The following is a 24,595-nucleotide window of genomic DNA, read 5'->3' as shown; positions in this document are numbered from 1 at the left end:
TGCCTGGAGGTATTGCCATGCATAACGAACTGCACAATGAAATGATCGTGATCGACGGACTCCAGTACTCCAACTGGAACCGTTCGATCTTCGAACAGCTGCGCCAAGGCGGCGTCACGATGGTCCACGCGACCATCGTGTACCACGAGCAGATCCGTGAAACGCTGATGCGGATCGCTGAGTGGAACCGCCACTTCGAGCAACACGGCAATCTGATCATGCCGGTCAAGAGTGCCGACGATATCCGAGTCGCCAAGCGGCTCGGCAAGGTCGGCATCCTATTCGGGGCGCAGAACTGCTCCCCGATCGAAGACGACATCGGCATGGTCGAGGTGATGCGCGAGCTGAACCTGATGATCATGCAACTGACCTACAACAACCAGAGCCTGCTGGCCTGCGGCTGCTACGAAGCCGAAGACAGCGGCGTCACCCGCTTCGGTCGCCAGGCGATCAAGGAGATGAACCGGGTCGGCATGGTGGTGGACATGAGCCACAGCGGCGAGCGCAGCACCCTGGAGGCGATCGAAATCTCCGAGCGTCCGATCGTGATCTCCCACGCCAACCCGCTGAGTTTCCACGAAGCCAAGCGCAACAAGTCCGACAAGGTCCTGAAGGCGCTGGGTGAATCCGGTGGTTTGCTGGGTTTCAGCCTGTATCCGTTCCATCTCAAGAACGGCCCAGACTGCACCCTGGATGATTTCTGCGACATGGTCGCCAGCACCGCCGATCTGATGGGAATCGACCGGATCGGCATCGGCACCGACCTGTGTCAGGAACAACCGCTGTCAGTACTGGAGTGGATGCGAAACGGTCGCTGGTCCAAGGAGATGGACTACGGCGAAGGCTCCAAGAGCAATGCCGACTGGCCCCGTCCGCTGTCCTGGTTCCGTGACAGTCGGGACTTTCCCAACATCACCAACGGTCTGCTGACGCGGGGATTCAGCCCCGAGGATGTGGCCAAGGTGATGGGAATGAACTGGCTCAACTTCCTCGACGATGGGTTGAAACCCGGCTAGCTCTACCCGGCTAAATCGACCCGAACTGCTCGTTCTACCCAACCCCGATAGCGCGGACCGATCCGGCCCCGCGCCATCAAAGTAATGCCCTGATAAACCTATAAAAATTAAGATCCATCAGGAGACTATAATGAGTAACTCAACCCAAACCGCCATGCCCGCAGGCGAGGCCACCATGCCCAAGAACAGTTGGCTGGGGGGCGTCGACCTCCCGGTATTTCTGATCAGCGGCGGCGTACTCGTACTGTTCGCCGTCTTCGCCCTCTACGACATCGACATGGTGTCCAGCTGGGTTAACACCGGCTTTGCCGCCTCCACCAAAGTCTTTGGCGCCTACTGGCAGGTGCTGCTGCTGTTGACCTTTATCATCGGCATCCTGTTGGCCGTCAGCCATACCGGTGCCGTGGTACTGGGCGGGCTGAAGATGCCCGAGATCTCCACCTTCAAGTGGATCTCGATCATCATGTGTACCCTGCTGGCCGGTGGTGGCGTGTTCTGGGCCGCGGCCGAGCCGATGGCCCACTTCACCTCACCACCACCGCTGTTCAGCGGCATGCCGGGCAGTGAAACGGGTACTGCACAAGCCGCCTATAACGCGCTGGCGCAGAGCTTCATGCACTGGGGTTTCCTGGCCTGGGCGATCCTCGGCAGCCTGACCGGCATCGTGTTCATGTACCTGCATTACGAGAAAGGTCTGCCGCTCAAGCCGCGCACCCTGCTCTACCCGGTATTCGGTGACCGTGTGATGACCGGCCCGCTGGGTACCCTGGTGGATGCCAGCTGCGTGTTGGCCGTGGTCGCCGGTACCGTCGGCCCGATCGGTTTCCTCGGTCTGCAGGTCAGCTTCGGTCTGGAAAAACTGTTCGGTATCCCCAACACCTACGCCACCCAGGTCAGCATCCTAGTGGGGCTGATCGCCCTGTACACCCTGTCTGCCGTCAGCGGTGTGACCAAGGGGATCCAGATCCTCAGCCGCGCCAACGTGATCATGGCCGTGGCACTGATGGCCTTTATCCTGCTGTTCGGCCCGACCGCGTTCATTATCGACGGTTACCTGCACGGCTTTGGTCTGTACCTGGATCAATTCATCCCGATGGCGACCTTCCGTGCCAGCCCGGGCTGGTTGGACTGGTGGACCGTGTTCTTCTGGGGCTGGTTCCTGGGTTATGGCCCGCTGATGGCGATGTTCGTGGCCCGTATCTCCCGCGGTCGTACCATCCGTGAAATGGTCCTGCTGATCTCCGTGATCGCACCGATCATCACCTGCTTCTGGTTCACCATCGTCGGCGGTAGCGGCCTGGCCTTCGAACTGGCCACACCGGGCGTGATCTCCGAGCCGTTCACCGGTTTCAACCTGCCGGCGGCTCTGTTGGCGATTACCGAGCAACTGCCGATGGGCTTCCTGATCTCGGTGCTGTTCCTGATCCTGACCACCATCTTCGTGGCCACTACCGGTGACTCCATGACCTACGCCGTCTCGATGGTCATGACCGGTACCGATCACCCGAAGCCGGCCATCCGGGTCTTCTGGGGCGCGATGATGGGTATCGTTGCCGCGCTGCTGATCTCGATCGGCTCCGGCGGTATCTCGGCGCTGCAGTCCTTTATCGTGATCACTGCGGTCCCGGTTTCGCTGGTGCTGCTGCCGTCACTGTGGACCGCCCCGCGGATCGCGCTGAAGATGGCCAAAGAACAGGGACTGTCACCGCTGTCACGCTAAGGCTCGACACCCTTTCTAGCTGTAACCCTAACCCTCAAAGAGCGGTCGGATGGCCGCTCTTTTTCTTCTCTCCCAATTTCATTCTTTGACTAACTCTTTAAGTCATTCTTTTACAAACTCTTTAATCAAAATTAGCCAGGTCCTGACTATGAAAAAAGCTGTCAAAACTGAACTCTTTGCCTCCAAGGCTCCGCTGGAATGGGCCGTTATCGCCAACGGCCAGCTCTCCACCGCGCAAATTCCGATCGATGCCGAAGGTAAGGTGGTCGAAGGCGGTATCGAAGCCCAGGCGCGCCAGACCATGGAGAACTTCAAGCACTGCATCGAAGCCGCAGAACTAACCATGGCCGACGTCACTCAGGTGCTGATCTACGTCACCGACCGTGATCAACTGCCGATCTTCAACAAGGTCTACGCCGACTACTTCGAAGCCCCCTACCCGAACCGCGCCGCGATGATCGTCGCCGGTCTGGCCCGCGAAGAGATGCTGTGTGAAATCGTGGCCTACGCGGCGGTTCCTCAGTAAACCCCGCGTCCGACACCCCCAGGGCCTGAGCAGCCCCGTCTGCCGTTATCAGGCCCGCCCTCTCATTCGAATCAACGATACCGCCCAGCAGAGTCTGCCAGCAGCTCAAAGTCGTTGGGTAGCGCACGCTGATTGTGTTTCAATTGGCAGCTGTTCTCGCTGACCTTTGATTGTTGCCTACCTATGGACCAGCTCCTCTACTTCATCACCGACAACTGGACCAATCTGCTGGCCATCGCCTGGTTCCTGGCCTGTTTCAAGGGCTACAACAACTACACCCACAAGAAGGCAAGAAACAGCTACTGCCTGGCCCACCTGATGCACCAGTATCGGTTGGCCTGGATGAACAATCTGTTGAGTCGGGATAACCGGATTCCCGATACGGCGGTGATCGCTAATCTGGAGCGCAGCGTGTCTTTCTTTGCCTCGTCGACCATGCTGATCCTGGCGGGCCTGATGACAGTACTGGGCTCAACCGAAAAGGCGATCGATATCGTCCGCGACATTCCGCTGGCAACTCAAGCCACCAAGGGTGAGTGGGAGCTGAAGTTGCTGCTGTTGATCGGGCTGTTCGTCTACGCGTTCTTCAAATTCACCTGGAGTCTGCGCCAGTACGGGTTTACCTCGGTGATGATGGGTGCGGCGCCCAACCCGCAGGATGAACCCAGCGAACAGGAAATTAATGCCCATACCAACCGCTTGGCGGCGATGAGCTCGATGGCGGCCCATAACTTCAACCTCGGACTACGCACCTACTATTTCAGCATGGCGGTGCTGGGCTGGTTCATTAACTCCTGGCTGTTTATGGTGTTAACGGCGGGCGTTGTGTTCGTTCTGTACCGACGGGAATTCAAGTCCTCGACACTGCGCCAGCTGGTGATCAGCAAAACGGACTGAAGGTCCGATTGCGTGCGCTAGAACCACACCAATCACAACCTGCAACCTTACTCTTAGGACAGCGGTACTCGGTCGGCAATCGGCGTACTTTCCGATTGCAGCCGTGCCCGCATCTGGTTAAATCGGCGTTGGTACAGTTGCCAGCCCACCAAACCGGCCAGCAGGTTGCCCGCCATGGCGCCAAAGAACAGCCCTGTCAGCCCGCCGATCTGCGAACCGATCCAAAGCCCCGGGATATAGCAAACCAGCAAACGCAGCACGGAGATGAGCAACGCCAGGTTCGGCGTTCCCAGCGCACTGCAGACCGAAACCATGATCATACAGACGCCCAGCGCACTGTAGCTGATCGGTACGACCCACAGATACTGGTTGAGCACCGCGGCAATGTTGTCATCGGTGGTCAACAGATCGCTGACCGGATTGGACACGAGAGCGATTATCAGCGCCGTCGTCAGTTGCGAAACCAGCACGAAGCGAACCGCAATACGAACCAACTGGTGGATTTGATCCAGCTCGTTATTACCTCGCAGGCGACCGATGATCGGTGGCATCGACATCGTCAACGACAAGACCAGGATGATGCTAAACAGCTCGATTCGGGTGCCCAGCCCCCAGGCGGCGATCGCAAAATCACCGTAAAAAGCCACGATACTGGTGGCCAGCATTGCCGAAATCGGCGGCATAAACTGGCTCATCATCGCCGGTGCCATAAAGGCCAGCAGACGGTGCAGCCCGTCACGAATCATGCCGCCACCTGCCGGCCAGACGATCAGGCCTCGACTCAGAATCCGGCTTAAGATAATCCAACAACCGATACCGAAGGCGATCACCGTGGCCCAGGCGGCACCCGCAATCCCCATCTTCAGCACGAAGATCAGAATCGGATCGAGCACCATGTTGACGACGCTGGTCAGCACCATCACCATTCCCGGCAACCAGGTTTCGCCGTGGGCGCGAAAGATGCTGTAGCCAAAGTACAGCAACGCCCCCATCCAGGTGCTGATCAGCCAGGGGAACCAGTATTCTCGGAGCAGCGGGAACAGTTCGGGTTGGGCGCCGAGGGTTGACACTACCTGCTGCTGAAAGACCCAAAGCAGCGAGCAAAGGGCCAGGATCAACACCAACCCGGTGCCGATCACCATCGCACCCAGCTGTTTGGCCCAATCGGTCTGCCCCGCTCCCAGCGCGGTGGAGATAATGGTCGTGGTGGCAATGCCGAGGCCCACCTGAGTACCGATAATCAACTGGTAAACCGGAATACTGAAACCGACCACCACCAGCGGCTGGGCACCCAGCTGGCCGATAAAGGCACTATCAACCAGCTGACAGCTCATGATCGCCAGCAGGCCGATCAGCATCGGCCAGGTCATACGGTACAACTGACGGCCCAACGAGCCCTGATCCTGCCCCATCGATTACCTACTTTGGATTGTTAATACTGACAACCGTCTATCGGCGCGGTTTAAACGATCCACCTTAACGGATAACGCCAGCCTTGATAATTCCTACAAACCGACAAACAGTTTTTCCATTTCCTTGATAATCGCTCGCGACAGGAGTGGGTCTCGACTCGCTTTCAGAAGCGTTTGGTTCACTGGCAGCAGCCTGGTCTATCTCTGAGATAGGCTTCGAGAGTCGCTGAAAAACTTGGTTTGTAGTGGCATAGTGAATTTGGCCACCTGAATAGAGGTGATAGCATCACCTCTTCAACAACAGGTGATCCAATGACCCGAAAATCTCGACCTAACTTCAGCCCCGAATTCCGTCTCGAATCAGCTCAACTGGTTATCGACCACGGCTACACCATCCGCGAAGCTTGTGAGGCGATGAACGTCAGTCGCTCCTCAATGGAGAAGTGGGTACGTCAACTCAAACAGGAGCGTAGCGGGGACAGTCCGAAAGCCGCGCCGATGACCCCGGAGCAGCGTCGTATAAGGGAGCTAGAGAGACAGCTCAAACGCGCAGAGACGGAGAAAGAGATTCTAAAAAAGGGCTTGGCTCTCTTGATGTCAGACGAGCTGAAAAATATTCGATAATTCAGCGTCTTCAAGAGAGCTATCCGATCAAACAGCTGTGCCAGATCTTCGATATTCAGCGCAGCAGTTACAAGTACTGGCGCAGCCAGCCTCGAAGCGATAACCCTTATCGTCGCAAGCTTAAACTGATGGTGCGAGCCGCCCATCAGTTGAGCGGAGGGTCTGCCGGAGCAAGAACAGTGGCCAGCATCGTCACTCAGCGAGGCGTGGCACTCAGCCGTTATGTTGCAAGCAAGCTGATGAAGGAGTTACGCCTCGTGAGCAACCAGCTGCCAAAACATGCGTATAAGCGAGCCGATAAGCTTCATGTGGCAATCCCGAACGCACTAGATCGACAGTTCGTGGTCGGCAAACCTAACCAGGTTTGGTGTGGCGACATCACCTATGTCTGGACTGGAGAGCGTTGGGCTTACCTAGCGGTCGTACTGGATCTTTATGCCCGCAGGCCAGTCGGCTGGGCGCTATCGCTAAAAGCTGATAGCAAGCTGACAAGTAAGGCGTTGATGATGGCGTATGAATCGAGAGGAAGGCCGAAGGATCTGATGTTCCACAGCGACCAAGGTGTTCAATACACCAGCTTGCGGTTCAGGCAGCACCTATGGCGCTACCAGATCCAGCAGAGCATGAGTCGAAGAGGAAACTGTTGGGATAACGCGCCAATGGAACGCTTCTTCCGCAGCCTGAAAACGGAGTGGATACCCGAAACTGGCTACACCTCATTTGCTCAAGCCAAGCAGTCGATTACTGATTACTTGATTGGCTATTACAGCCAGGTCCGGCCGCATCAACACAACGATATGTTGCCGCCGAATATGACAGAGAAAAACTACTGGAATGCGTACAAATCCGTGGCCAGTTTTACTTGACCACTACAGTTTTCATCAAATACGGTTAATCCGACAGGCTATAAAATAAGGCCAAGTAAGTCAGAGTCAGATCGGTGAACAGCTGATCTTTGGCTTGGCTCTACCGGGAGAACGTCTACAATCACCCAACCAGATTATCCCAGCAGGTGCTCAGCGGTATGCGGGGTCTATTCAACAGCATTGGCGGTCATCGAACATCGGTCCTGGCGTTGGTCATCGGGTTCGTCACCGTTTTTCTGCTGATTGCCATCACCACAACGTCCTTGGGCCTGCATCGAAGTAACCTGATCGTCGATCATCAAACCCGATTGGCAATGCTCAATGGCCATATCGGCCAGCAGGTTGCTCAGTCGATCTCCGGGGCACAGCAGCTGCTCAAGGGCATTGCCAGCACATTGTCCCTTGTCGACGCCAAAGCGGGTGAAATTAACGAAAGATTGATCGCGCTGAAATCCAATGCCCCTCAGTTGATGGATCTATTGATACTCGATCGCAATGGCGAGATCGCTTATTGGACCGGCAACGGAACCCCGCCTTCGGTCAAAGATCGCCCTTACTCGTCGATTTATCGAGAACAACCGAGTACCGAGGTCTGGGTTGGTGAGCCCAAGTTGTCCCGTGTTCACCAAGACCAATGGTTTTTTGCCGTCAGCATTCCGGTGCGCTCAAGCAACAATGATGTAGTGGCCATTCTGGTCGCCATCATCAAGACCGACTATCTCCGCGATGTTCTGATGCAACTGGTCGACGATCCCAATATCAGCGCGTCGATCTCTCACAGCAATGACAAGGTCTACGCCCAGATCAACCGCAACACCAACACAGGTCCGAAGCTGAGCCTGACCCAGGAGCTTCGCTCCCATCCGTTCAAAGTCACTACCGAGTGCGAATACCAAACGGTGTTATCGAGTTATCAGGATATTCAGCTGTGGGCCTCTCTGGCCACGCTGATACTGGTTTTTTGTGTTTGCTGTCTGACCCTGTTGCTGTTGCTACGCATTCGTAAGCAAGCCCGCCTCTCGATCGAAGACCCGCTGACCAAGACCCTGAACCGGCGCGAGTTTATGCGCCGGGGTGAAGATGAGCTGACAGCCTGCCAGCGCTATGACCGCAATTTCTCGATCATCATGCTCGACATCGACAACTTCAAAGCCATCAATGATAGCCGGGGGCATCGCGTCGGCGATCTGGTCATTCAAAACGTCGGCAAGACCCTCAACAACCAGTCACGCAACAACGACATTGTGGCCCGATACGGTGGCGAAGAGTTCGTCATCCTGTTACCCGAAACCACCGACGATGAGGCCAGCCAAGCGGCCGAGAAGCTGTGCCACGCGATCCGTACGCTAAAGACCAAAGCGAACAAACAGGTTGTCCAGGTCACCGCCAGCCTGGGTGTGGCCCAATGGCGGGCCCCGACTGAAGGCTTGGAATCGGTGATCGAACGGGCAGACCAGGCGCTCTACCAAGCCAAGGCACTCGGCAAGGACCGGGTGGTCAAAAGCGGCGAGGAGATTTGAGGCAATTTCTGAAGACGGCGGGCGCGACTGAGCGATCGAATCTTTGCTGAAACAGCATCGACGCGGTATAAGAACCTGTCAGTTTTTCAGAAGAACCTCACCGCATGAGTGCACGACTGTCGATCCGCTCCTACGCCTTCCACTCGGACAAGCATCAGCATGACTACCATCAACTGGTGTTACCACTGGCCGGTAGCATCGACATCGAAACCCTCGGCCAGCGTGGACGCGCAGCCCCCGGCAGCTGCGTGATCATTCCGGCTGGCCAATCCCACTGGTTTGCCCCCGACCCGGATGCCAGCTTTCTGGTGGCCGACCTGACACTGTTACCGGTCAACCTGCTCTGTTCCGACCAGGCCATCATTCGTATCAGTCCTGCGGTACAGGCGTTTTGTACCTTCGTTCAGCAACAGCTGGAGCACCAGGTCAGTCCGGAGTTGGAACCACAGCTGGGCGACTGGTTTATTCGACTGCTAAGCGAGCAGAGCTTCCTGCACAGCCATGACAGCCGTATCAGCCGTGTTCTCAATCATCTGGAAAAGGATCTTAGTCGGTCGCCTTCGCTGGCCGAACTGGCCGAGATCGCCTGCCTGAGCCTGAGCCAACTCAAAACCCTGTTCAAGAAACAGACCGGACGTACCGTGGGCCAACAGCTGCTGCGGTTACGGATGGAGAAAGCCCGGGCCCTATTGCTGCACACCGACTACCCGATCGGTATCATCGCTCAGCAGGTCGGCTACCGAGACCTCTCCACGTTCAGCCATCGGTTCTCTTGCCATTACGGCCACCCACCCAGCCAACTTCGCCTGGGATAGATCAGCCATCCCAGCCAAGCCTTCCAGCCTTGCACCATAAAACACCGGCTTTTAACCAAACACACGAGGCTGTTTATTGGGTACCATTTGCAAACTGATTGGCCTCTTTCCAAACTTCTGAACTTTATTCCTGAGGTATACACCGTGCCCTATTTGTTTGCGATCGCCGCGATCGGCCTCTGGAGTTCGCTGGCTTTGCTGGCGACCCGCCTCAACCACCTGCCGCCGTTTCTGGTACTCGGCGTGGCCTTACTGCTGGGAGGGCTGCTATCGCTGCCCAAATACCGCCATTGGCATCCGAAAAGATCGATCCTGCAGATGGGCGTGTTCGGTATCTTCGGTTACCACTTCGCACTGTTTATGGCCTATCGCCACGCCCCCGCCGTTGAAGCCAATCTGCTCAACTATCTCTGGCCGTTGCTGATCGTGCTGTTATCACCGCTGTATCTTGCCGGTTTCCATCTGAACCGGAACCATATTCTCGGCGGTGTGCTGGGCTTCAGCGGCGCGGCCACCGTGATTCTCGGCGGTAACGATGCCAGCTTTAATCCGGACCATGGCTTGGGGTATGTGCTAGGGATTGCCGCCGCCATTATCTGGGCTCGTTACTCGCTGCTGACCCGGCGTAGCGGTGACTTCAGCTCAGCAACCGTGGGGCTGTTCTGTCTGTTAGCCGGCGTGCTGGCGCTGGTCTGTCATGGTCTGTTCGAAACAACGCCTGACCTAAACCAACAAGACCTGATAACGATGGCACTGCTGGGGCTTGGTCCGATGGGTATCTCCTTTTACTGCTGGGACGCGGCGATGAAGCGTGGTGACCCACGCACGATCGGGGCACTGTCCTACTTCACCCCGCTGTTGTCGACCGGGCTGCTGATTCTGTTCGGGGATGCCCCACTCAGCAGCAACGTCGTCATCGCTGTGGCCCTGATCAGCGGCGGCGCCGTACTCGGTACGCTCAAAATCAAAGCCAAAACCAACAAAGCCGATCCACAAAAAAGCCCGGCGTAATGCCGGGCTTTATTCGAGCCGAAGAGACCCCAGATTCGATTACAGCTGCTTGAAAATCGCGTCGACACTCTCGCGCGCATCGCCGAACAACATCCGGCTGTTCTCCTTAAAGAACAGCGGATTCTCGACACCTGAGTAGCCGGTGGCCATCGAACGCTTGAACACCACCACGGTGGTGGACTTCCAGACCTCGATCACCGGCATCCCGGCGATCGGGCTGGTAGGATCTTCCGCCGCCATCGGGTTGACGGTATCGTTGGCGCCGATCACCAGTACCACATCGGTATCCGGCAGATCGTCGTTGATCTCGTCCATCTCCAGCACCAGATCGTAAGGCACCTTGGCCTCGGCCAGCAGCACGTTCATATGCCCCGGCATCCGCCCGGCGACCGGGTGAATGGCGAACCGAACATTAACCCCTTTGGCCCGCAGCGCCTGGGTAATCTCCGACACCGGGTGCTGCGCGTGAGCCACCGCCATACCGTAGCCGGGTACGATGACCACGCTATCGGCATTGTTGAGCATCTCGGCAACCTCTTCGGCACTGGTCGGGGTCACCTCACCCTGCTCCTCGCCTTCAACAGCGCTAGTGCTGGTGGTGGTACCAAACCCGCCTAGGATAACGTTGACGAACTTGCGGTTCATCGCCCGGCACATGATGTAACTCAGAATCGCACCACTGGAGCCCACCAGCGCGCCGACCACGATCAACAGGTCGTTGGACAACATAAATCCGGCTGCGGCGGCCGCCCAACCGGAGTAGCTGTTGAGCATCGACACCACCACCGGCATGTCGGCCCCACCGATCGCCATCACCATATGGACGCCGAAGGCCAGCGCGATCAGGGTCATCAGGAACAGCGCCCAGAAGGCGCCATTTTCAGCGCCGACAAAGCTCATGCCCAGGATGATCGACAGAATCAGCGCACCGAGATTGAGGTAGTGGCGCCCCGGCAGCAGCAGTGGCTTGCTCTGCACCAGACCTCGCAGTTTGCCGAACGCGATCAGCGAGCCGGAGAAGGTCGCCGCACCGATCAACACTCCGAGGTAGATCTCCACTTCATGGATGGTTTTCTCGGCCCCCTCGAAATGGGCACTGGGATCCAGATAGCTGGCGTAGCCGACCAGCACCGCGGCCAGGCCGACGAAGCTGTGCATCATCGCCACCAGCTCGGGCATCTCGGTCATCTGCACCTTGACGGCGAAGTAGATCCCGATCGCGCCGCCGATCAGCATCGCAATCATGATCCAACCCAGGCCGGAAACCTGATCGCTGCCGATGGTGGCCAGTATCGCCAACGCCATCCCGGCGATGCCGTAGATGTTGCCGCGACGCGCGGTCTCCTGGTGACTCAAGCCGCCCAGGCTGAGAATAAACAGGATGCTGGCGCCAATGTAGGCTGAAGTAACTAATCCGCTCATGCTCAGTCCTCCCTGACAAACATCTTCAGCATGCGCTGGGTGACATAGAAACCACCGGCGATATTAATGCTGGCGATCAGGATCGCGATAAAGGCCAGGAAGCCGACCACACTGCTGGACGAGCCAGCTTGGAGTAACGCACCGATAATAATGATGCCGCTGATGGCATTGGTCACACTCATCAACGGAGTATGCAGCGCCGGGGTCACCGCCCAGACCACCTGCCAGCCGACGAAGCAGCTGAGCACGAACACGATCAAGTGCGACATAAAGGCCGCCGGGGCCACCGAACCCAGCATCAATAGCAGGATCATTGCCACGCCCATACTGCCGAAGGTGATCGCCGCCCGTTTGCCGGCCGACATCGGTTCCGGCTCGGGCACCGGTTCGGGCGCAGCCTTGGGAGGCGGTGCAACCGACAGCTCCGGCGGGGGCGGCGGCCAGATCACTTCACCCTCATGGATCACGGTGGTGCCGCGGATAATGGTGTCTTCCATGTTGAAGTTGGGCTTACCGTCTTTATCCGGGGTCAGTTCCGACAGCACGTTACGCACGTTGGTGGCGTACAGCTGGCTGGACTGGGTCGGCAAGCGGCTGGGCAGATCGGTGAAACCGATGATGGAGACCCCGTGGCGAACCACCACCTCGCCGGGAACGGTCAGCTCACAGTTGCCGCCCTGCTCGGCGGCCAGGTCAACGATGACACTACCTTCGGCCATCATCTCGACCATATCTTCGAGGATCAGTTTGGGCGCCGGTTTTCCTGGAATCAGCGCGGTGGTGATAATGATATCCACCTCTCTGGCCTGCTCGCGGAACAGCGCCATCTCGGCGTCGATAAATTCTTTAGACATCTCCTTGGCGTAACCACCGCCGCCGCTGCCGTCCTCTTCGATCTCGACGGTGAGGAACTCGGCGTCCATCGACTCCACCTGCTCCTTCACCACCGGACGGGTGTCGAAGGCACGAACGATGGCCCCCATACGTCCGGCACAACCGATCGCGGCCAGACCCGCCACCCCGGCACCGATAATCAGTACCTTAGCCGGCTGAACCTTACCGGCGGCCGTGATCTGGCCGTTGAGGAAGCGTCCAAAGTGATTCGAGGCCTCAACCACGGCCCGATAACCGGCGATGTTGGCCATCGAACTGAGCGCATCACAGCGTTGCGAGCGGCTGATCCGAGGCACCGAGTCCATCGCCAGCACATTGGCTTTGCGCGCAGTCAGCCGCTCCATCAGGTCCGGATTCTGGGCCGGCCAGATAAAGCTGGTCAGGATCGCGCCTTCGTTGAGCAGGTCAGCCTCGTGCTTGCCCAACGACGTGTTCTGCTCCGGCGGGCGGACCTTGAGTACGATATCGGCGGCAGACCAGAGCGCCTCGGCGCCATCAATCACCTCGACCCCCACATCGGCATAGGCCTGATCGGTAAAGTTAGATCCCAGCCCGGCACCAGCCTCGATCGCTACCTCATAGCCCATCTGCTGCAGCTGTTTAACCAGCGGCGGAGTCAAAGCCACCCGCTTTTCTCCGGGGTGAATCTCCTTGGGTACACCTATTTTCATACGTCTCTCCACGTCTGACAGGACGCTATCTGGGAATCAACACCAAGATTCCTTTAATGAAACCGATTGAGAAGTTATAGCCCAAACACTTTGATAACAGCCTAGTTTTACAAGAAATAACGACGCGATAGAAGTCGAAAAAAGACAGCCACCCAACGTATCACCAGATCGCTGCTAAAGTGTTATTGCCGCCAACGACGGCGACTTACGCGTCTAAATCCTCGGACGAGAGGCGATCGACGAAGACAGCATCACCCTCCCAATCCAATCCCCGTCGATCATTTCGCTGGATCAAGTTCGGAAATTCCACCCAACCCCGTTCACTATGAGTGAAATTAACTTGACCTAAACGTCAAACAGGGACAAATTACCCTGTCTTTGCGTGCTCAATCGATGAAGCCGTCTACGGCCGGATGCCGTCAGTGTCGATTGCAGCAAGCCGGAAGGAAATGATGGATCGACTCGACTCTGGTGACACCCTCGGCCGCTCATGGGGCCGTACCTTTCTAATCTCGGTGCTCTGCTTTATCGGCTTTGGCGCCGCCGTCGCTGTTGTCACTTCACTGGCCCACCATCATCTGCAACAAACGACCAGCAGTTACCAGATCCAGCAGCAATATCGCATCGAGCATGACCGGATCATCGAACGGTTGCGGCACCGACTGCGTAGCCTAGACAACCAGCTTGCCTCACTGGCCAACAACCCGATAACTCACCGTTACCTAGTCGACCAGACCAGCGAGTCGACCCAATCCCTACGCAACCTCTATCTGGCGACGACAACCTCCAACAGCCTCTATCGCCAGTTATGCTACCTGGATAGCCAAGGTCAAGCGCAGCTCTGCGTAAATCGCGGTGACAGTTACCGCTCAGCCGATCTGAGCAACCCGCACACCAACAGTCCGCTAAGCCGGCAAGAGTCCGATATCCGTATCGACCGCCGCCTGCCTCTGGATCAACGTTCAACCTTAATCGACAGTGCCCGACTGCTCGCCCACGGCGATGTTAAGCACTCGCTGCTGAATATCTCCACCGATGGCATTAACGCTCGGCCCAGCTTTCAAAGTGCCACACCGGTTTATGTCGAAGGACGCCTGAACGGAATTTTGGTCGCGACGCTGGATGTGCGGCACCTGCTGCGGGAATTAATCTATTCGACCAATTTCGTGGTGCAGCTGGTCGAAGGGGAACATACTGAGTCCAGGGTTCTGCACAGTGCCGACTTGGACCAGCCGCTGAGTTCCGCATCGAACCGGACCTCGTTGACGGCGCAGGGTAACGCTGATGCCGATGATTCTCAAAGCTACCGTTTGCCGCTGGGCGAGCTGCTGCAGAACGATCAGCCACTCTATCTGGTGCTGACCCCCAAGCAGCTGCTCCCACCCGACCTCGGCGACAGTACTCTGTTCAACACGCTGCTGATTGCTCTGCTGGTCACACTGGTTGCGCTGCCTCTGGCATGGTTGAGTTCACGTATCCCCGAACGACTGCATCGTCATCTGCACCGCGTTCTGGTCAAGCTGCGGCAAAGTAATCGCCTGCTGGATCAAAACGTGATCAGCTCGCGCACCGACATCGAGGGTAATTTCACCCATGTCAGCCAAGCTTTTTGTGAAATCAGCGGTTACACCCGCCAGGAATTGATCGGTCAGCCCTATAGCCTGGTCTGTCATCCGGACAGCTCACCCAGAATCTACGAGGAAATTTTACGCACCCTGAGTAGCGGTCGACAGTGGCATGGCGAACTCTGTAATCGCGACAAGCAGGGACATGATTGCTGGGTCAGTACCACCATCACACCGGAGTTTGATCGACAGGGGACGATCATCGGATATACCCAGGTTTCCAAGGATATTACCGACCACAAACTGATGAAGCAGCTGTCGACCGTTGACCCTCAGACGCTGCTGATGAACCGACGCCATCTGGATGTGATGCTGGAGCAGCAGCTCAACCTGTTCCAGCGCTATCCAGAGCTTCTATTCTCGGTCATTCTGATCCGGCTCGAAGGCCCTAACGACACCGAGATTTGGGAGCACGAGGAGATCCTGAGCCGTTTCGGTGAGCTGCTGAGCAACAATGTTCGCAGCGTCGACCTGCTCGGCCGCTGGGATGACCAGCGTTTCTTGATCATCTGTCCGTGTACGGCGATCCAGAACGCTTCGGTTCTGGCCAATAAACTCCAGCACCTATCGAAGAATCCGCCCCGCAACGAGCTAAGATTCAATCTCTCCATCGGGTTGGTACAGAGCCAAACCGGTGATAACCGTCGAATGCTGATCGGCCGAGCCGCGCAGGCACTGCAGCTGGCACTTCAGAAACCCGATAAGCTGGTCGCCATCAGCACCGATAGTGATGGTATCGGTAGCTGAGTGGCTGGGTTAGTCGCGGCTTTATCTGCTCAACCCTGGTGAATCCGCCGTTTTATCCAACGGATCAAGCCGCCCAGCACAGGCAGCTTTTGGTAGACGCAGGTTCCCGAGTCCCAATAATCGATATGGCGACAGATCTTGTCCTCATCGTCGAAATAGAGCACCGACACCCCTTCAAAACACCAGATACCATCGGCATCACCAAAGCGGCGGTTGAAGCCGCTGAACCGCCAGAGCAGCATACAGGCGTTATCATCCCCGGCCTGCTGGAGCAGCTCGAAATGTCCCTCCTCTACCTGCTCGGCAAATCGAATCAAGTAATCGGTCAGTGCCTTGCGGCCTTCGACGGCGCCGAATGGGTCTTCAAAGCAGATCCCGTCACTGACCAACACCCCCAGCTCGGCCATCAGCTGCGAGTCTCCGCTGGCGGTTTCGGTCTGATAACGGTGTAGCCGATTGAACAGTTCAAAATAGTTACGCGCGCAACGCTGCCGTGCCGTCAGCGTCAACGAGTCAGCAACTTGATGCACAGCGACCTTATCCTGCGGTGATTGAAGCGGTTTCATGATCAGACTCCGGTTAAGCGTCGGACTAACGGGAAGTACAATCCATACGGCAACTGTCGCAACAACGCCATCAACCAGCCGAACTGACTTGGAAATCGAATTTCAAAGCGTTCGGTTTCCAGGCCATCGGCGATCTCCCTGGCAGCCTGCTCGGCCTCGATTAAAAACGGCATCCGAAACGTATTGCGATCGGTCAGCGGAGTTTTGACAAAACCCGGGTTGATCAGCTGCAGCCGCACCGGGGTATCCGCCAACTCTAAACGCAGGGCTTCACAGAGATTGATCAGTGCCGCTTTGCTGGCGCCGTAGGCAGCGGCATTGGGTAAACCCCGATAACCGGCCAGGGATGCGACGACCGCAATCGTGCCACGCGTGCGGGCCGGATCGATAGCATGTCGGGGCGTTGGCGGATGGCACGCATGCGCGTCTTGAGTTGGGGTTCTGTTGAGCATACGCCGGATCAATACCTCTAAACCATTGGCCACCCCCATCAGGTTTAACTCCATCAGCTCGCGGACCAGGCCGCTGTCGAACTCGAGGGCAGATTGGGGGCGATGACTCCCCGCATTCAGAATCGCTAACCGAACCGGGCCGAAGCGTGCCTCTATCCGATCCAACACCTGTTGATGCTGATCACGTTCGCACACATCCAAAGGGAAAGGTTCGACGGACCCGGGCAACGGCAGCGCCCTTCGCTGTACCTGTTGAAGTCGCGCCGCATTTCGGGCACTGGCGGCTACGCGCCAGCCCCGGGCCGCATATTCCAGTGCCAGAGCGGCACCGATTCCCTGGCTGGCACCGGTTATCCATACCAGCGGCTGCTCTGCCGCGACGGAAACCGGCTGTTTCATAGCTGCCACCGCGGTCTGATCAGTTGTGGAGACTGGTCAGGATTCAACACCCGACCCAACGGCAGCGGCCACCCGACTCCCGTTGCCGGGAATCGCATCATCAGGTTCGTGGACTGATCCCTGCCGCAGCGTTGACAGCGAAACTCCACTGTCATCCCTCGCCGATCTTTAAAGCGCAGTCCGACCCATCGATTGCGCTCGTCATACCAGACTTCGGTATCGTGCAGTTCCCCCTGATAACGGAACCCCCGCGCGTCGATCTTGCCCCGGGCCGAAGCTATTGTCATTGACCCGAGCTGCTCCACCTGAAAGCGATTGAGCTGACCGGTCAGGGTATTGAGCACTCGCCCCTGATCCAAAACCGCAATGTCGTAATGATGGCTCGCCAGCACCGGCAACGGCACCGGTTTCGCCCGGCTCGATGCAACAGGGGTCAGGGACGCATCCGTTTCGATCAACTGATCGCCAAAGCGAACAAAATGATAGTGAATCTGCTCTCCGTCATCGTCGATTCGCGAACTCAGGGCGCTCAAATGGCCTTGCTGCCAAAGCTCAACCGCTTGATATCGATAACGATAACGCCACCAGAGCCAGCTCAACTCCAGCTCCATTTGCGCTTCAACCCTGAGCTGTCCCGCCCCGCCATCAAACCGGGTGTGGTAGCGGCCGACCGGTTCACCATCTCGCCACACTTCAAACTCGATCGAATCCCCGTACAGCATTTGCCAGTGTTGATGGCGATCGGCTTCCGGACCGGGTCCGCCCACCGACGCCAGAACATGGGGGCTGTGGACCAACAGCAATCCCAACAGCAGCGCCCCTATCACTCTAAGCCAGTACATCGCTACCTCCCGAGCCTTCCGAACTGATCTTCTTGATGACGATGCAGTCGCGTCAGGATCATCCGGTGGCGCTGCCGACCCAGTGGGTAACGCCATAACAAAGCGACTGCCGATAGTTTTAATACGCACGGCAGCCAGGCGTAGATCACCAGCAACTCAAAACGTCGCTCCGGATCAACCGCCCCGGTCGGTTCTTCACCGTCTGACAACAACCACAGCAGAGCCGGCGCCAATGCCGCAGCGGCGCCCAGTGACAGTTTCATCACCATCGAGTGACCGGCAAAGCAGGCCAGCGCCCGCTCCTTGTCGAAACGCCAGCGATCCCAATCCACCAGGTTGGCCTGCATCACCGGCGGCAGTGCCAAATCCGCCCCCAACACGACACCGGTCAACAGGCAGACCAGGGCAAACCCCCAAAGCCCGATGACATGATCGGCTGGTAGCAACGGCACCAACAGGAACACCAGTGCCGCCATTATCATCGCCCCGCCCCAAAGCCGATGCAGCTCTACCCGGCTGCGACTCCAGAACGGCAACGCTATCAGGGCAGCGCCGAAATAGAGCAACAGCAGCCACACCCGGGTTCGGTCATCACCGCCAAAACCGATACTGACGGCCAGTGGAAACAGTACTGCCGCAATACCGTTCGCCAGGGTATTGAGTCCCCAGGCCGACAGTAGTCGAAGCCATAACCGGTTACGCCGAAGTTGCCACAAATCTCGCCAACCGTGGGACTGCACGCCGATCCTTGTGTCCGGTTCGGGGAGTCGGGACAGCAACCACGCGCATGGCAACGCCATCAGCAAGGTAGACAGGGCCAGAGAAGCCAGAGCTTGGCGGAGCGTGGCACCGTTCTCCAACAGTACGACCGGCAAGGCTGCCGACAACAGCAGTCCCAATAAACCGGCGCTTTCACGCCAGCCGCAGAGTTTCAAGCGACGATCGCTGTCGGGACACAGATCGACCAGCCAGGCCTGCCACGGGATCTGTATCAGGGTCCAGCCCACATAGAGCAACGACGCCAACAGCAGCAATCTCGGCCAACCCGACTCCGCCGGTGGATCAAACAGCATCAACAATGCCGGGCTGGCCAGCAACAGCCCCAACAGCATCCAGCCCCGTCGACGAGGTAGTCCCAGAATCGGCCGATCACAGTAGCGTCCGGCGGCCAGATCACTGAGCAGATCGAGTAGCCGCGCCAGCAGAAGCGCCGTACCCGCCTGCAATAGCGTAAGCTGGGTCTGTTCGGCGTAGAAGGTCGGCAGCCAGATATAGACCGCCAGGGTGGGCAGCGCCATCGGCACCGCCGGCAAGGCGTAACTCAGCTGCTGGGCGGCGCTAAGAGGGTGTGAGCCGATCCGGCCGGCTTTAATCGGCGTGTCGGAGACGGTAGAGCTGGACATCGATGGAGCCGGATTTAAAACCGCTTTCACAGTAGGCCAGGTAATAGCGCCACATACGGTAGAAGCGCTGGTCGAACCCCAATGTCTGCAGCTCCGGCCAGGCCCGTTCGAAACGATCGGCCCAGATATTCAGCGTACTGCCGTAGTCCGGCCCGAAACTCAACTGCCGATCAATCTGCAACCCGGCTCGCTCGACCTGCTCGGCGAACACGGCGGGGCTGGGCAACATGCCGCCCGGAAAGATGTAACGCTGGATAAAATCGGCACCGCGTCGGTACCCGGCAAAGCGCTGATCCGAGATGGTGATGACCTGGATGACCGCACAACCCTCTCGACTCAAGCGCTGCTTCAGCTGGTTGAAAAAGATTGGCCAGTTCGCCTCACCCACGGCCTCGAGCATTTCGATCGAAACGATCCGGTCGTAGCACCGGTGCAGATGCCGGTAATCGCAAAGCTCAAACTCAACGTCCTGACGATCGTTAAATGTTCGCTGCCGACACCAAGCCAGTTGCTCCTCGGACAGGGTGATGCCCAGATAATCAACCTGATTTGACCGGCTATCGCAGAGTTGCTGGGCCAAACCACCCCAACCGCAGCCGATCTCCAGCACCCGATCACCCGGATTAGCTTCCAACCATTCGATCACCTTGGCGTTCTTGGCCTGTTGAGCCTGCTCCAGCGACAGCCCCGGCTTGTCGAACAGGGCGGATGAATAGGTCATGCTGGGGTCGAGCCAACGGCGATAGAATTCATTCCCCAGGTCATAGTGACTGGCGATATTTCGCCGCGACCCCCGTAGGCTATTGGGACGAAGTCGGTGCACCAGTCGGTGCATGGCGGCCGCTATCCCGGTGCCACCGAAAGCCTGTTCCAGGGCTTGCTCGTTGGCCATGGCCCAGTCGGTTAAACGCAGCAGCCGTCGACAGGACCAGTCACCGGCCATATAGCCCTCGGCCCAGCCCATCAAACCACCAAACCAGCCGCGGATCAGCGCTTGCGGGTGTTTGAGTTCAACCCGCGGTACCGGCTGTTCGGCACGCAGTTGCCCCAGATGGATACAGTGACCGCCGGGTAACGAGATATCGATTCGCGAGACCTTAGCCTGCTTGAACTTGCGCGCAAATCGCGGCAGCAGCAAACGCCATATCCAGGATTCAGACTGGAGCTGATCCGCCTGAGGCGATGGCAGCTGTCGGGAATAGCCGCTACCTTGGGAGACCGGCATCCACGCCTGAGCGGCGCGGGGCAGAGACGACGGCAGCGATCGCGGATTCGGATTGCTTGCCGGCTGCGGGTTTGACCTGTTCTCGGTTCGAAATAGCATTGTTGTACTCTGCTTGCTGCGCAGGGTTTCCATCGACATTCTCCTGACTCAATGGACCTGAAAAACGGCCCGAGGATGACTGCTGTTCAACAACGCCTTCGAGGATTGAACCGGCGCTGGTCGCGTAGGGTTGGGTTTTTCGGGGTGAGATAAAAGGGATCCGCTTGATCCACAGCTTCAATGCCTGCCAGTGGATCAATCCCAGCGTTTTGAGTGCCATGGGCGGGCGCAGCAGTTCCCTGAGCAGCACCCGGCGCTGCAGCGGCACCCGCTGGCCTCGCCAACGAGCCAACAGCAACGGTCCGGCTGTATCCCGATAATGGATCAGCACCGAGAACTGTTCGCCGGGCGGCAGCAGTCGGAAGTGATACTCACCATCGAGAGCGATAAACGGAGATACCGACATCCGCTTATCGGCCCGCTGGCGTAGCCGCGACCCTTTAAAAGAGGGGCATCCGATCACGTAGGTATGACGTTCTCCAAAGGTGTTGCTGACCTCGTAGAGCGTGGCAAAAAGCTGCCCATCCTCGTGATAACAAAAGTAGATCGCCAGCGAATTGAATCCGAATCCGAAACAGCGTGGCTGGCACAACAGTCGAATATGGCTGGCCGGGGGCAAGCCCCGCTCGGCCAAAAGCTGTTGGCACTGCTGCTTGAGTCCCCGCTCACTGCCGTCACCATGATCACGCTCATAAAAACTGAACAAACCCGGACGGTTGAAGTGAAGCAGTCCCAGCCGATCGAGAGTTACCAACTCGTCCAGATCGATCAGCCAGCTGCTGATCCGGTAGTCGAACCGATGCGAACGGGGTCGCAGCCGCTGATGCATCACCTCGGCCCGATACAGGCCGCTGTTCAGGGCAGGCGCGTCCATCAGGCCGCCTCCCCTCCGGCCTGTTTGGCAGCGGCGGCCGTACCTCGCTCGAACCAGTTCTGCGGCAATGGAATCCGATCGTACATACCGTCGACTTGCCAGGGCCGGCGCTGCTGCCCCAGGGCTTCGGCCACCGCCAATCCGGCCTGCAGTCCGTCCTCGTGAAACCCATAGCCGCACCAGGCACCGCAATACCAGGTATTGTTATGGCCCTGCAGGTGCCAGAGTTCGCGCTGGGCTTGTAATGCGGACGCATCGAAGGTCGGATGATCATACAGAAACGCTGCATGAACCCGTTCCGGATCCGGCTCCATAAGCGGATTCAATGTCACGAACAGCGGACGATGCTCCGGTAAGCCCTGTAACCGGTTCATCCAATAGCTGACGCTAAGCGACGTATCGGTTTCGGATTGACGCCGGCAAAGGTAGTTCCAGCTCGCCCAGGCCCGTTTGCGCAACGGCATCAACCGCTCATCGCTGTGCAGCAAGGCCCGATTGCGCTCGAACTTGAAGGCCTGCAGCAAGGCCTGCTCTTGTTGGTCAGCATCACTAAGCAGTTTCAGCGACTGGTCGGCATGACAGGCCAATACCAACTGATCAAATTGCCAGTATTGGCCCTGCCAGTCGGTCAGCAGCACATGATCTCCCGTGCGTTGGATACTGCGAACTCCGCGGTTGACCACCGCCCGTTCACCCAGTTGATCCACCAACCGTTCGACATATTCCCGACTGCCCCCCTCCACCGTCATCCACTGGGGACGGTCCCGTAATTGAAGCAAGCCATGGTTGGCGCAGAAACGAAGGAAAGTCTTGGCCGGGTAATCGAGCATCTGACTGGCCGGTGTCGACCAGATGGCCGCCCCCATCGGCAGCAGATGGTCATCCCGAAAACGACGGCCATAGCCATACTGTTCGATCAGCTGACCCAGAGAGGTCTGATCATCCAGTTCGTTAAGCAATTGGGGTGCCTGGCGATAGAAACGCAGGATATCGGCCAACATTCGCCAGAATCCGGGGCGAAGCAGGTTTGACGATTGAGCCAGCAAACCGGTCAGGTCGCTACCGGCGTACTCCATCTGTCCCTGGTTGATCGACACTGAAAATGACATATCAGTTGCCCGGACCGGCACTTCCAGATGCTCGAACAACGCCACCAGATTCGGGTAAGACTGAGGATTGAAAACGATAAAGCCGGTATCCACCGGCAGGGGCGGTTGATCATCGACACCTTCCAGCACCACTGTGTTGGAATGCCCGCCAAACCGATCATCCTTCTCAAACAGTGTCACGTCATGCTGCTGCGCCAACAGCCAGGCACAGCTCAGACCGGCAATACCAGAGCCCACCACGGCAATCCGCTGCGGTTCAGTCGATCGGGCGTTAACAGCAAAGCGGGGGTTAGACATCGACAGCTTCCTCATTTCAGCCGACTCAAATTGAGCCTAGTTTGAAAGGGTTACGTTCGACACAGAAAAGCGGATCACTCTGAGTCGGAAAATTCTTCGAAAACCTCCTTATCAGCGCGTCTATAGTGATTTTTAACACCCAGGGCGGTGATCCAACTCCCGGGGTGGTTCGTATTACGGGTATGAATGAGATTTGTAGCAAGCCGATGGATGGAATAGAGACCCAGCAGGACTGGTCGAAGGTGCTGAATCGAATCGCCGCCGAACGCGATCGTCAGCAGTTCTCCGCCTTGTATGACCACTTTGCACCGCTGCTCAAAAGCTATCTGATCGGCCGAGGGGCCGGTGCAGCGATAGCGGAAGAGATTCTGCAAGAAACCCTGTTGCAGGTCTGGCACCGTGCCCATCAGTTCAATGCAGAACGAGGCAACGCGGCCACCTGGATCTATCGGGTAGCGCGCAATAAATACTACGACCATTTACGCCATCAGCGCTTAGCCGATCGCCCTCCCCCCGAACCGGATGCCATGGCGCTGGACGGTGCCACACAAACCGAACGGGAACTGGAATCGGAGCTGGATGGACAGCTACTCAGCAACACATTGCAGCAGCTACCGTCACGCCAAGCTCAGGTGCTTTACATGAGTTATTACCAAGGCAAAAGCCACGCAGAAATTGCCCAGTCGATGGAGATTCCCTTGGGCAGCGTCAAATCGACCCTGCGCTTGGCCTTCGAGAAGTTACGCAGCTGCTTGGGAGGTGCCCGATGAAGATTCAATACCATCCGGATGATGCCACCCTGCTCGCTTTTTCGAATGCCACCCTTGAGCGTAATTTTGCCGTCCTGGTTGCCTGCCATCTGCGCCATTGTCCTCGCTGCCGTCAACGCTTGCGTCAGGCGGAACAGCTGGGGGCCGAGTTGATGCAACGGCTGCAACCGGCAGAGGTGTCCCCTGACTGCAAGCAGGCACTCTTCGATCGTCTTGACGAACCCGCTGGACAGACAAAGTCTGAGTCCCATGGGGCAGCACTACCCAAAAAGTCTTTGATCCCGGCACTGTTGCAGAACTGGACGGATCAAGATTTCGAGACAGTGCCCTGGAAGCGGATCGCGCCGGGGATTCAGCAGCACAAAATCGATCTGGGAAGCTCCAACCTAAGCCTGCTGCGGATCGCCCCGGGAACCTGCATGCCGGCCCACGGCCACCAAGGTAGCGAGTTGACGATGGTGCTGCGCGGTTCCTACAGCGACGAGATCGGTCGCTTCCAGCCCGGCGACATTGCCGACCTGGATGATGAGATTGAGCATCAACCGATCGCAGACCGCAACGAGCACTGTATCTGCCTGATCGCCACCGATGCCCCATTGCGGTTCAACAGCTGGGTGCCGCGTTTAATGCAGGGGCTGGTCTTCAGTTTTGATTGAATTACCCGTTTAAAGAGATCCTGATCGGGCACCAACCCCGGCTTCACTTATCAACCGCTCAGCGTTCGATCAGCTAAATCTAGCCACACCAAAGATAACGGTATAAATAGTTTAGTGATTCATATTCATATTGGACA

Annotated in this window: 21 protein-coding genes; 11 read left to right on the top strand and 10 right to left on the bottom strand. The window is 57.6% G+C overall.

Annotation, left to right across the window (positions count from 1 at the left end):
- The first annotated feature begins 17 nt into the window (after positions 1 to 17).
- The 4 genes from ACO05M_RS11105 (at position 18) to ACO05M_RS11090 (ending at position 4,159) form a co-directional block, all read left to right on the top strand.
- The gene (locus ACO05M_RS11105) at positions 18 to 1,016 is read left to right on the top strand and encodes a dipeptidase (RefSeq protein WP_421862538.1); all 999 of its coding nucleotides are present in this window, start codon (positions 18 to 20) and stop codon (positions 1,014 to 1,016) included.
- 130 nt (positions 1,017 to 1,146) lie between these two features.
- Complete coding sequence (locus ACO05M_RS11100) at positions 1,147 to 2,736, top strand: BCCT family transporter (protein WP_421862536.1); 1,590 nt, start codon at positions 1,147 to 1,149, stop codon at positions 2,734 to 2,736.
- A 148-nt stretch (positions 2,737 to 2,884) separates the two neighbouring features.
- Entirely contained in the window at positions 2,885 to 3,262 is a 378-nt protein-coding gene (locus tag ACO05M_RS11095; RefSeq protein WP_421862533.1) for a RidA family protein, read from the top strand.
- 183 nt (positions 3,263 to 3,445) lie between these two features.
- Positions 3,446 to 4,159, top strand: coding sequence for a DUF599 domain-containing protein (locus tag ACO05M_RS11090; RefSeq protein ID WP_421862530.1), 714 nt, complete (start codon positions 3,446 to 3,448; stop codon positions 4,157 to 4,159).
- 53 nt (positions 4,160 to 4,212) lie between these two features.
- Here ACO05M_RS11090 and ACO05M_RS11085 read toward each other — a convergent pair whose 3' ends face one another.
- Positions 4,213 to 5,571, bottom strand: coding sequence for an MATE family efflux transporter (locus tag ACO05M_RS11085; protein ID WP_421862527.1), 1,359 nt, complete (start codon positions 5,569 to 5,571; stop codon positions 4,213 to 4,215).
- A 312-nt stretch (positions 5,572 to 5,883) separates the two neighbouring features.
- On the opposite strand from ACO05M_RS11085, the gene ACO05M_RS11080 reads away from it, so the two are divergent.
- The 4 genes from ACO05M_RS11080 (at position 5,884) to ACO05M_RS11065 (ending at position 10,407) form a co-directional block, all read left to right on the top strand.
- A protein-coding gene (locus ACO05M_RS11080) for an IS3 family transposase (protein ID WP_421862525.1) occupies positions 5,884 to 7,061 on the top strand; the annotation gives its coding sequence in 2 pieces (ribosomal slippage) (positions 5,884 to 6,154 and positions 6,154 to 7,061; 1,179 coding nt in all).
- A 158-nt stretch (positions 7,062 to 7,219) separates the two neighbouring features.
- Positions 7,220 to 8,581, top strand: coding sequence for a sensor domain-containing diguanylate cyclase (locus ACO05M_RS11075; protein ID WP_421862522.1), 1,362 nt, complete (start codon positions 7,220 to 7,222; stop codon positions 8,579 to 8,581).
- Positions 8,582 to 8,685: 104 nt separating this feature from the next.
- Positions 8,686 to 9,396 (top strand): helix-turn-helix domain-containing protein, encoded by a 711-nt coding sequence (locus ACO05M_RS11070; RefSeq protein ID WP_421862519.1) that lies wholly within the window; start codon positions 8,686 to 8,688, stop codon positions 9,394 to 9,396.
- Between the two features lie 144 nt (positions 9,397 to 9,540).
- The gene (locus ACO05M_RS11065) at positions 9,541 to 10,407 is read left to right on the top strand and encodes a DMT family transporter (protein ID WP_421862516.1); all 867 of its coding nucleotides are present in this window, start codon (positions 9,541 to 9,543) and stop codon (positions 10,405 to 10,407) included.
- A 39-nt stretch (positions 10,408 to 10,446) separates the two neighbouring features.
- Here the strand turns inward: ACO05M_RS11065 and pntB are convergent, their stop codons facing one another.
- Positions 10,447 to 11,829 carry a Re/Si-specific NAD(P)(+) transhydrogenase subunit beta gene (pntB, locus tag ACO05M_RS11060; RefSeq protein ID WP_421862513.1) on the bottom strand — a complete coding sequence of 461 codons (1,383 nt, stop codon included), beginning with the start codon at positions 11,827 to 11,829 and terminating at the stop codon, positions 10,447 to 10,449.
- Between the two features lie 2 nt (positions 11,830 to 11,831).
- Complete coding sequence (locus tag ACO05M_RS11055; protein WP_421862509.1) at positions 11,832 to 13,394, bottom strand: Re/Si-specific NAD(P)(+) transhydrogenase subunit alpha; 1,563 nt, start codon at positions 13,392 to 13,394, stop codon at positions 11,832 to 11,834.
- Between the two features lie 449 nt (positions 13,395 to 13,843).
- Here ACO05M_RS11055 and ACO05M_RS11050 point away from each other — a divergent pair, with 449 nt between their 5' ends.
- Positions 13,844 to 15,766, top strand: a complete 1,923-nt coding sequence (locus ACO05M_RS11050) for a sensor domain-containing diguanylate cyclase (RefSeq protein ID WP_421862506.1) — start codon at positions 13,844 to 13,846, stop codon at positions 15,764 to 15,766.
- A 29-nt stretch (positions 15,767 to 15,795) separates the two neighbouring features.
- Here ACO05M_RS11050 and ACO05M_RS11045 read toward each other — a convergent pair whose 3' ends face one another.
- The 7 genes from ACO05M_RS11045 to ACO05M_RS11015 are packed head-to-tail and all read right to left on the bottom strand — an operon-like array spanning position 15,796 to position 23,032.
- Entirely contained in the window at positions 15,796 to 16,332 is a 537-nt protein-coding gene (locus tag ACO05M_RS11045; protein WP_421862503.1) for a nuclear transport factor 2 family protein, read from the bottom strand.
- Positions 16,333 to 16,334: 2 nt separating this feature from the next.
- Complete coding sequence (locus tag ACO05M_RS11040) at positions 16,335 to 17,183, bottom strand: SDR family NAD(P)-dependent oxidoreductase (RefSeq protein WP_421862500.1); 849 nt, start codon at positions 17,181 to 17,183, stop codon at positions 16,335 to 16,337.
- Positions 17,180 to 18,025, bottom strand: coding sequence for a DUF6134 family protein (locus ACO05M_RS11035; protein ID WP_421862497.1), 846 nt, complete (start codon positions 18,023 to 18,025; stop codon positions 17,180 to 17,182). Before ACO05M_RS11035 ends, ACO05M_RS11040 begins: the two co-directional genes overlap by 4 nt.
- 2 nt (positions 18,026 to 18,027) lie before the next feature.
- Positions 18,028 to 19,428 carry an MFS transporter gene (locus ACO05M_RS11030; RefSeq protein ID WP_421862494.1) on the bottom strand — a complete coding sequence of 467 codons (1,401 nt, stop codon included), beginning with the start codon at positions 19,426 to 19,428 and terminating at the stop codon, positions 18,028 to 18,030.
- Positions 19,394 to 20,653, bottom strand: a complete 1,260-nt coding sequence (locus tag ACO05M_RS11025; RefSeq protein WP_421862490.1) for a class I SAM-dependent methyltransferase — start codon at positions 20,651 to 20,653, stop codon at positions 19,394 to 19,396. Before ACO05M_RS11025 ends, ACO05M_RS11030 begins: the two co-directional genes overlap by 35 nt.
- Entirely contained in the window at positions 20,634 to 21,626 is a 993-nt protein-coding gene (locus ACO05M_RS11020; RefSeq protein WP_421862487.1) for a DUF1365 domain-containing protein, read from the bottom strand. Before ACO05M_RS11020 ends, ACO05M_RS11025 begins: the two co-directional genes overlap by 20 nt.
- The gene (locus ACO05M_RS11015) at positions 21,626 to 23,032 is read right to left on the bottom strand and encodes an NAD(P)/FAD-dependent oxidoreductase (protein ID WP_421862484.1); all 1,407 of its coding nucleotides are present in this window, start codon (positions 23,030 to 23,032) and stop codon (positions 21,626 to 21,628) included. The genes ACO05M_RS11020 and ACO05M_RS11015 overlap by 1 nt, the downstream gene beginning before the upstream one ends.
- 182 nt (positions 23,033 to 23,214) lie before the next feature.
- Between ACO05M_RS11015 and ACO05M_RS11010 the strand changes: the two genes are divergently transcribed.
- A complete protein-coding gene (locus ACO05M_RS11010; RefSeq protein WP_421862481.1) occupies positions 23,215 to 23,802 on the top strand; it encodes a sigma-70 family RNA polymerase sigma factor in 588 nt (195 codons plus the stop codon).
- Positions 23,799 to 24,458: a ChrR family anti-sigma-E factor gene (locus tag ACO05M_RS11005; RefSeq protein ID WP_421862477.1), complete on the top strand. Its 660-nt coding sequence runs from the start codon at positions 23,799 to 23,801 to the stop codon at positions 24,456 to 24,458. Before ACO05M_RS11010 ends, ACO05M_RS11005 begins: the two co-directional genes overlap by 4 nt.
- Positions 24,459 to 24,595 lie beyond the last annotated feature (137 nt).

Source organism: Motiliproteus sp. (assembly GCF_965230735.1).
In the GTDB taxonomy this organism is placed as follows: Bacteria; Pseudomonadota; Gammaproteobacteria; order Pseudomonadales; family Balneatricaceae; genus Motiliproteus.
This window is presented reverse-complemented; position numbering and strand designations above follow the sequence as displayed.